This window comes from Patescibacteria group bacterium (genome assembly GCA_028692545.1).
Classification (GTDB): domain Bacteria; phylum Patescibacteriota; class Patescibacteriia; order UBA1558; family S5-K13; genus STD2-204.
Genome location: JAQUXC010000021.1, coordinates 1 through 10,073, shown reverse-complemented (window position 1 = coordinate 10,073; position 10,073 = coordinate 1). Strand labels below are relative to the sequence as shown.

At 30.1% G+C, this 10,073-nt stretch carries 8 protein-coding genes; 7 read left to right on the top strand and 1 reads right to left on the bottom strand.

What is annotated here, in order from left to right; genetic code table 11:
- From PHZ07_05385 to PHZ07_05355, 7 genes are all read left to right on the top strand, one after another.
- The coding region (locus tag PHZ07_05385; GenBank protein MDD3284999.1) for a hypothetical protein at positions 1 to 304 on the top strand (304 nt) is incomplete at its 5' end.
- Positions 305 to 426: 122 nt separating this feature from the next.
- Positions 427 to 2,256 (top strand): glutamine--fructose-6-phosphate transaminase (isomerizing), encoded by a 1,830-nt coding sequence (glmS, locus tag PHZ07_05380; protein ID MDD3284998.1) that lies wholly within the window; start codon positions 427 to 429, stop codon positions 2,254 to 2,256.
- A gap of 156 nt (positions 2,257 to 2,412) precedes the next feature.
- Positions 2,413 to 4,293, top strand: coding sequence for a DUF4012 domain-containing protein (locus PHZ07_05375; protein ID MDD3284997.1), 1,881 nt, complete (start codon positions 2,413 to 2,415; stop codon positions 4,291 to 4,293).
- A gap of 2 nt (positions 4,294 to 4,295) precedes the next feature.
- Entirely contained in the window at positions 4,296 to 5,222 is a 927-nt protein-coding gene (locus tag PHZ07_05370) for a hypothetical protein (protein ID MDD3284996.1), read from the top strand.
- A gap of 120 nt (positions 5,223 to 5,342) precedes the next feature.
- The gene (locus PHZ07_05365; protein MDD3284995.1) at positions 5,343 to 7,001 is read left to right on the top strand and encodes a hypothetical protein; all 1,659 of its coding nucleotides are present in this window, start codon (positions 5,343 to 5,345) and stop codon (positions 6,999 to 7,001) included.
- A 13-nt stretch (positions 7,002 to 7,014) separates the two neighbouring features.
- The gene (locus PHZ07_05360; protein ID MDD3284994.1) at positions 7,015 to 8,007 is read left to right on the top strand and encodes a hypothetical protein; all 993 of its coding nucleotides are present in this window, start codon (positions 7,015 to 7,017) and stop codon (positions 8,005 to 8,007) included.
- Positions 8,004 to 8,456 carry a hypothetical protein gene (locus tag PHZ07_05355; protein ID MDD3284993.1) on the top strand — a complete coding sequence of 151 codons (453 nt, stop codon included), beginning with the start codon at positions 8,004 to 8,006 and terminating at the stop codon, positions 8,454 to 8,456. Before PHZ07_05360 ends, PHZ07_05355 begins: the two co-directional genes overlap by 4 nt.
- Before the next feature lie 77 nt (positions 8,457 to 8,533).
- On the opposite strand, the gene PHZ07_05350 is transcribed toward PHZ07_05355, so the two are convergent.
- On the bottom strand, positions 8,534 to 9,895 hold the full coding sequence (locus PHZ07_05350; protein ID MDD3284992.1) for an O-antigen ligase family protein: 1,362 nt from the start codon (positions 9,893 to 9,895) through the stop codon (positions 8,534 to 8,536).
- Between the last annotated feature and the right edge of the window lie 178 nt (positions 9,896 to 10,073).

Sequence of the window (10,073 nt, the reverse complement as noted above, 5' to 3'; positions counted from 1 at the left end):
TGCATATTCAAATGAGAAGATATGGTATTCATACTTTAATGATGATTTTTCATTTGTAACTACAATAACCAAAGAAGAACTAGCTACTTATACACTAGGAAAGAATGTTCCATACAATGCTGGTATATTATTTAAGATAGTATCAATACCAAAAGTATATCTTGTTGGAGAAAATGGAACTATAAGATGGATAAAGACAGAAGATGTTGCTATTAGATTATATGGATTAGAATGGAATAAGCTAGTTCATGACTTACCAGATGAATTGTTTGGGGATTATACTATTGGAAGTGATATTGAGTAAAATATAAAGTTATTTATAAAAAATAGAGCTATATGTTTGGCTCTATTTTTTGTATATAATCTTTTTTGCTTTAATAAGTTTTTGATTATATAATTTAGATATAATCATTTTCAATTTAATTTATGTGTGGAATAATAGGATACATAGGATCAAAAAATGTTAAAGAAATCTTAATAAAAGGCTTAAAAAGGGTAGAATATCGAGGTTATGATTCCTCAGGCGTAGCTTTTGCAGACAATGATATACAAATAATAAAAGCAAAAGGCAAAATTTCAAATCTTGAAGAGAAACTATCTAATATAAATATAAACGGAAATATAGGAATAGCCCATACAAGATGGGCTACTCACGGAGAACCATCTGAGATAAATGCACACCCTCATGGAGATAATAATTCTGATGTCGTCATAGTTCACAATGGAATTATAGAAAATTATCAATCACTCAAAGAATTACTTATCAAAAAAGGACATATTTTTAAATCAGAAACAGATTCTGAAATATTAGCTCATCTTATATCAGAATATTTAAATGGAGATCCCATGGAAGCTGTAAGGTCTGCTTTAAAGGAAGTAAAAGGCGCTTATGGAATTGCAGTACTATTTAAAAAATATCCAAACATTATTGTATTTGCAAAAAAAGGAAGTCCATTGTCACTTGGAATTGGAGAAAACGAATATTTTATAGCATCTGATGCAGCATCTTTTAGAGAATTTACAAACAAAAGAATTATTCTTGAAAATGGACAAATAGGATTTATAAGTAAAGATACTTACAAAATATTTAATTTAGAAAATATTCCAGTATCAAGTAAAGTAGAAACAATAGAATGGGAATTAGAAAACATTGAAAAAGAAGGATACAAATATTTCATGGAAAAAGAAATAATGAATCAAGGTGAAAGTTTGAAAAATTCCTTACGAGGAAGAATAGATGATGATGGAATAATAAAATTAGGCGGATTAGAAGATAATATTGATTTATTAAAATCACTTAAGGGATTATTTTTTGTGGCTGCAGGTACATCTCTTCATGCTGGTAGAATTGGGAAAGTACTTTTTGAAGAAATTGTTGATTTACCATCCCAATGGGAAAATGCCTCTGAACTTGCAAATCAAGATAGACCATTGTTTAGAAATAATACTGGTGTTTTTGCAATAAGTCAGTCTGGAGAAACAGCAGATCTAATAATTGCAATGGAAAGATTAAAACAATTAAACATCCCAATATTTGGAATATGCAATGTTGTAGGAAGTACTATAGCAAACAAATCTGATGCTGGAATATATATTCACGCAGGACCAGAGATAGGAGTAGCTTCTACAAAAGCATTTACATCACAAGTGTTAATATTGAATCTAATTGCATTATTTCTAAAACAGGTAAAAAATATAGAAAAAAATAATATTGATAAAAATTATATAGAAGATTTAAAAAATATACCAAACATTGTAGAGGAAACATTAAAAATTAGAAATGATGTAGAAAAAATTGCAGAAAAATATTACAAATACAAAAATTTTCTATTTTTAGGAAGAGGAATAAATTTACCGACAGCTCTTGAAGGAGCTTTGAAATTAAAAGAAGTTTCATATATTCACGCAGAAGGATACTCAACCGGTGAAATGAAACATGGTCCACTTGCAATGATAGATGAAAATTTCCCAAGTGTATTTATAATTCCACGTCACGACAAATTCTATAACAAAATAATTAGCAACATTCAAGAAATAAAAGCTAGAAAAGGACTAGTAATAGCAATTGCAAATGAAGAAGATACTGAAATTGCCAAATATGCAGATGATGTAATTTATGTTCCAGAAATAAATTATTATCTTACTCCTATAATATTTACAATTCCTCTTCAACTATTTGCCTATCATGTAGCTATAAAACTTGGTAGAAATGTAGATCAACCGAGAAATTTAGCAAAATCTGTTACAGTAGAATAAAACTTTATAAAATCTAATAAAATAATATAAGAATGGTCATTTTAAATAATGAGGGTTTGGCTTGTTTGGGTACTTGACAGATTTAATAAAACGAGGTAATGTAAACTATTAATTAATAAATATTATATAGAAAACATATAATAGCTATTTATATATATGAATTTAAAAGTAGTAAAAATAATAATTTTCATATTAATAATTCAGATTGTTGCATATTCAGTCTGGGTTATTCTTGGTCCTGTAAAAAATATATATGCAAGAGCTACTGAAATGCCAGAAATTATAGGAGAAATAAAGAAAAGTATAAATGATAATAATTATCAAGATGCTGATGATTATATAGGACAAGCTCAAGAAAATATCATTTCAATGAAGGCAAATTTTGTATATATAAAATTTTTTAAATTTGTACCTTTTGTAGGCTCAAAAATAAACAATATCGATAATATTTTGATTTATTCAAATTCTATACTAGAAAATACTAGCAAAATTACAGAATCCTTAAAATCAGAAACCAGCACAGAAAAATCTACTATATTAATAAAAATTCTACAATATCCAAATGAGTTAAAAGAAATAAGTGAAGATTTTGATGAATTAATCAAAAATGTAATCGCTATAAATAAAACTTTCAAAATATTAAACAATGAACAAATAGGTAATTTAGATTTTATAAATAAAATTTTAAAACTTAGTCAACCATTAAACAAATATATTCCAGAAATTATTGGTTATGAATCTGAAAAAAGATATTTAGTTTTGTTTCAAAACAACACAGAACTTCGTCCAACGGGTGGTTTTATAGGAACTTATGGAATAATTACTGTAAACAATGGAAAAATATCAGATTTATTTATAGATGATATTTATCATCTTGATAGCGTTTCTATAGGGAAATTAAACAATACTGTTCCAGTAGAACTTTCAAAATATCTCAAAGTTCCAGAATGGTACATGAGAGATTGTAATTGGGATCCTGATTTTCCTACATCAGCTCGTGATTGCTTGGATTTGTATTACAAAGAAAAAACAAATTTAATAAATTTTGGAAATACAACAAGTAGTACCGAAAATACAAATCTTATTCCAGAAAAAATTGATGGAATAGTAGCAATTACACCAAATGTAATAAAAAATTTATTGGAAATTATAGGTACTCAAGAAGTAAATGGAATTTTATTTGAAAGTGAAAACTTTACGGAAGATTTACAAAAAGCAGTAGAACTTTATTATAAAGATAGGGGTGTAAGTCAATGGGATAGAAAAGATATTATAAAAGCTCTTGCAAATGTAATGATAGAAAAAATAAAAAATCTAGACATTGTTGAGTATGACAAAATTTTAGATATTACAAAAAATAGTTTAGATAAGAAAGATATGCTCTTATATAGTACAAATTTTGAAATAGAATCTCTTATATCTAGTGCTTCATGGTCTGGTGAAATAAAGGATAGCAAAAAAGATTATCTTATGGTAATAGATAGTAATTTGGCAAGTTATAAGTCGGATCAATATATAGACAGAACAACAAGCTATTCAATAGAACAAAATGAAAACAATGACTTAATAGCAACTGTAGAATTAAAATATAAACACAACGGAGATTTTTCATGGAATTCTACAAGATATAGAACTTATACAAGAATTATAACGCCTCTTGGATCAAAACTTATTGAAGTAATAGGATCTATGGATAATGATAGATCAGACATAGAAGGACAAATTGATTCTTATGAAAAATATGACAAACAAGTATTTGGAACATTTATTTCAATAGAACCAAAAGAAACAAAAACACTCACTTTCAAATATACACTTCCTAATTATTTGAAAAATGAAATAATGAAAAAAGAATATATTTTATATATACAAAAACAACCTGGTGTTGAAAACGCAAGTTTTGTTTTAGATTTCAAATTAAACCAAGATTTAAGTAAATATAAAGTTGATATAGACAATATAATTCAAGATAATCTATCTGGATTCAAAGCTCAATTTAATATTGAAAAAGATAGACAAATAAATATTAATTGGTAAATATGCAAAATAACAATTTAACAAAAAGTGAAAATATACTAGATCAAATAATAGAAAGCAGATTTATAGTTTTATCTATAATTTTTGTATTTTTGATTTTGTCTATTTTTCTTACATCATTACAAAAAAAAGAATATTCTTCTAATGTAAGAGTTCTAATTTTACAAAGACAAGAACAAAAATTAGATGCCTACATTGCATCCAAAGCATCTGAAAGCTTGGCTCAAAATTTGAAAAAAGGAATTCTTACTTCTTCATTTAGAAACAAAGTTCTAGAAGATTTTGATACATTAAACTTTTCAAAAGAAGAACAAACAAGAAGAAAAGAGTGGATTAGAGCAATAGATGTAAAAATTATTCCAAATACATCTATACTTCAAATTACATGCTACGAGGAAACCCCATATCAATCCGAAAAATTTGTAAGCACTGTTCTAAATACATTACTTGAATATCACAAAGAATATCATGGTGGAGGAGACGAAGTAGAACTTCGAGTTATAGATTATCCTATGACCTCAAAACGCCCTACAAGACCAGATTGGCTTATGAATATAGTTCTTAGTATATTATTAGCAATATTTTTTGTAATTACAATAATAATTTTATTCCCAAATAAAATAGAAACAATAAATACAAGATTCAAAAATATTAATTCAAAAAGAAAAAACAAAAAAATTGAAAAAGTCTTCAATATTGAAATACCAAAAAATATTCAACACGAAAACATAGAAAATACACAAAAAAATAATATATTTGTAGCAGATGAAAGAAAAAACAAAATAAATTTGAATGATTATTTGACACTTAATTTAGAAGATAAAAATAAACAAACAAAAGATAACAATATAGAAAATATTGATGATTATAATAACAATAATCCAAAAATAAATATAATAGGTAGTGATCATTATTTGAGAAGAAAATAAGGCTTATTATAAGCCAGAAGTTGTATATTAAATAATTAATATATGACTCATGACTTACAGTAAGTCATTGCACATTGCACATTGACAATAAAAGTTATTATTAGGAATAAAGGAGAAATTATGAAACAGATATTACTGTTTCTCTCGGGACTCCTACTTGTAGGAGTATTGCAAGCAGTGTCATTTGTGACACCTAACGGGGTAGAGTATATCTACACTGAAGATGTTATGAACTGGCGAAACATGGGTAGTGATACTAATGTCGAGCCAAACGTAGAGGCAAACATACATCTCTTGAATTTCTGGCCAGTGATGGTGCTTGATTCGCTTTGTCAAAAAGCAAATACAACCGAAAATTATGTCTATATTCAAAATCAAGAATTTGACGGCATGATTTACGGTGGAGTCACAAGTACTCGTCAAAAGGTCAGATATTCAAAAGTTAGAGCTAGTCTATCAAGACAAGCTATAGCAAAAAGAATATCTGCAAAATTTGATCGTGAATCTCTTCTTGGAATAAATGAATCTCTGTATGGTATGTATATTCCATCAGAGAATCAAATTTCTGTATTTGAGGTATTCCAATATGGTAATGGGTTCGGTGGATACACTCAATGTAATAATGTAACCTTTAAACACTACTTTGAAAGCTATACACCTCCGCCGCCACCACCAAAAGAAGTACTAAAAGTTCAAATAGATACTGTGTATGTAGAAATAGAGGTAGAAGTGCCTGCTCCTCCAGATACCGTGTATATAAGTACAGTCACGCAAACTCAAGTCCAAATACCATGCAATCCCTACTGGGAATACTCAGGATGGGTGGAAGTGGCTGGAACATGGCTCTTCAAGGGCTTACAAACCCAATACGAACACGACGAGTTTGTAAATTTCCATGCTAATTACAACGAACAAAATAGTTATGACGAACTATTTTATATTGAAGCAAAGCATGGTATTCGCAAAAGCCGATGGGTCGGCACACTTTATGGAGGTTTCATAGATCGCCTGGCAGCTTTCAAAATGACTATGGGTCATGAAAGTGCCTGTGATCAAGAAAGATTCGAAACCAGATTTGGTTTGGGACTGGATTTTCGCCAGTACTCATTTTACCAAAGAAGATTTCTGAACATCCCTCAAACGTCATGGGTTGACGAGGAACAAAGGGTGATTATGTATTACCCGTTCCTATATAGCAAGCTCACTTACTTTTTCAATGACCGTAACAAGTCGTTAAGAAGTGAGTTAGAACTTCGTAGTTTACCCACCAAAAACCTGGAAACAGATTTCCAAGACAATGTTACTCTTTATGGTGATGTTGGTCCCAATACCGAACTTTTTGGAAACGGAGAGTTGAAGTTTGGGAAGTACGCCTTGGGATTTTATAGTAAAATTCAGCCAAAGATTGGGATAAACTGGTATTCTATTTTGAATATTGAATATGCATTTTACCCAAGACAGCGGGTCATATTCAAGTATTCCGGAACTGATCTTATAAAAGAGAAGGGTTTGGAAACTATGACTTATGCCCATGGCCGGATTGGTCCAAAACTTTCTGAAAATACAGCTCTATTTGTAATGGGGCAGTATATAGAGGATCGAATGAACCAAACTTCCTCAGCACTTGGTAATAAAAGTCTCTACATCCGCAAGGATCTTGGGATTGGAATTACCTGGAAAATGGGGAGGTTGGAACCATTATTTATAATGTCTTATGTGCAGGTCAAAAATGTGCACGACAACGAAGGTTTGAGTGCGAAATTCAGTATAAACTTCTAAAAAAGGAGAGGAAATGAAATATTTTCTATATATCACACTAGTCATTACTTTGGTGCTTACAATATCGTGTAATGCACCTCGTAAAATTACAGGGGAAAATGGTGGAGATGAAAAATCTCTTGGAGTTAAAGGTGCACTTGTAACACCAGGACATGAAATATACTACAAGTGCAACTTCTTTGGGTACCAGTCCCAAGCCACAGATTCTTTGCGATACCTTGGTATCGTAGATAATTCTGGGGCAATAGAATGGAGTGGAAGAATTCCATTTGGAGCGGTTGATATAAGGTTTTTCTCGAAAAATCCATCAACCGGATCCTATGATTACCTGAATCCCCTAGGCATTTATGCCAGACAAGGGGATACAATCACGAATCTGAGTCACATTATGCATATCGAAAATGACCATGCAAATGGTCATCCGATTGCGTGGGGAATTGCTACGCAATTCCAAAACAATCCAGGGGGTGTAAATCCACTGCAAGAAACCCCCACAACATCATTCACTCTGGAATGGACTGGAATTCCCCATTTTACTTACGTAAATGGATCTCTGGTTGAATTACCAGACAGCACAGTAACCGCCTATACAGAAACCGTTCCAAATGGAACTCAAATTTGGACCCAAAACACATATGGTTCATTTTTGCCCCATTTGATGAATGGGAATACGATAACGGGTACAATTCCCAAAACAGGATATTTCAGCTTCTTGATAAAACAAGAATCTGGAACTCCATTACTAATGGGAATTAACATCACAACACCATACGGTGCTTGTGAAGCTATGAATTCGTTTGACTATTATATCGGTAGCGGTGATAATATTGAGCACTTTATCGTTTTTCTCATAAGAGTCAATAATGGTGCTCCGTCAAACGTAGAATACTCCGACTTTCGTTTCGGAAGTTGGTGGACAATTGGTATTAACGGGACTTATCAAATAAGTCCTGAATACATTACAAATAAACAAATAACAAACCAAATTTTCCAGGAGGAAAAATGAAAAAGCTCATAGTAACCCTTATCATGATACTGGTTATCATGGTCGCATTTGCCGAAAAATATGACTTCGGCAAAATCTCTGTAACCAAAGATGGAAGCGACGTCACCGTCAGCTATCCTATCAGTAAAGGACCAATGATTCATAAAGAAGACGCCCAGAAAAATCCATTGGGCGAGTTCACGTGGGATCAGGTAAAAGCGAATCTTCAAAACATTCAACCGGTTGTTTGGGTCTTTGAAGATAACATTTTTATTGACGCGACTGTCAACGAAAATGTTATTGAATTTACCTGCCCAATAGAAAAGATCCGGAATAAAACCTGGAATATCGTATTCTTCTCTGAGGATGCAAACTACTGGGTACACGGCTACAAATATAGTCGTACTCAGTTCGGTTTCAATATCAACGAGAGGGGCGGAGCACTGACCCTCAAAGAACCAATGAAATAATCTCACTAATTCCGGTGAGAAAACATAACAGCCCGATCGCAAGACCGGGCTGTTTTCTTTTTAAAAAATTATATATATTAAGAAAGTATATAGGCAATATATGACCACATTACCCATTGAAGAGATGTGGCAGTAAGAATATTATCTACAGAGGAGATAAGAAATATTATCAAAATTCCAATAAATGAAATCAAATATTTATTATCTTTGTGTTCCAAAAACTTTTTAAAAATATTTTTCAAAGTATGAAATATCAAATTCAAATATAAAAATATTCCAACAAAACCAAGCTCTATTAAAATTTTCAAATAATCATTGTGAGCATAAGTACTTTCATATACATCATTTATTTGTTTTTCTCTTAAAAATCCAAAAGTATCAAGTCCAAAACCAATAATAGGGGATTGATAAACATAGCTTGTCATTTCTGTCCAAACTTTGTTTCTCCACTCCCAAGAAGATAATAAATACGCAGAAGTTGTTACTCTTCTTACAACACTTATTTCATTGAAATTATAATATTTTAGTGGTGTATAATTCATAGAAACATAAAACATAAACAAAACGCCAATTATCAAAAGTGCAAATTTTGCTATACTTTTTCTTCCATATATTAATATCAAACTTCCAATAAACAAGACAAAACCTATCCAAGCACTTCTTGTAAGAGTTGCAACAAGCAAAACAGATATCATTATCAAATATATTTTTAACCAATTTTTGTATTTCAAAGTTTTTTCAGTAAACTTAGAATTAAAATATATAATAGAAAAAACTACAAATACAAACAAAAGATTGAAGGCAAAACTATTTGGGTGATAATATGTTCCATTTACCCTAATAAATCCCTCTTGCCCAAAAGATCCAGTACCTGTCAAAAGTTGATATACACCAAATGCACATGGAAGTAAATAGCTTACAAAAAGAGCTTTTAGAAAATAATCTTTTTTGTCCTTGTATTTTACAAAATAGAAATATGAAATTATATATATAAGAAAGAAGCTCAAAATTCTACTAAACATTTTTATAGAGCTAAAAATATCTACAGAATATACAAAACTTATTGCCGAAAATATAAGAAACAATACCCACGGATAAAAAAGTGGTATTTTTTTTATTATTATTCTTTCTTTTAAAATTATAAAAATAGACCAAAAAATTATTATAATACCTAGAATAGAGGAAAAATTTAAAGTTATAATATCAAAAATAGATATAAATATACTTTCTGTATAGAGATCTGTGGTATTTCTTACTATTATAAGAAATAATAGAGAATAATAAGGCATTATAAAAAGCATTGGAAGTATCATAGCCACAATAACAATTCCCAAAGATGATACAAAATCCATCTGTTTTACTACAATAAAAGCCAAAACAGACAGTAAAATAACTGCTTCAAAGATAAATACAAATTTTTTATTTATAATAGATTGCATAAAAATTAAATAACTATATAGTATAACTGATAATAATGATTATGTCAATCAATTGTACAGTTAACACTAATAGGTAACACTTGGTATACTTAGGGGTAACACTGTTAACTAATAAACAAATATATGCCTTTAAAACCAAGTTATCCAAAAGAAAAGCGAGTTTTATGGTATTTAGGAG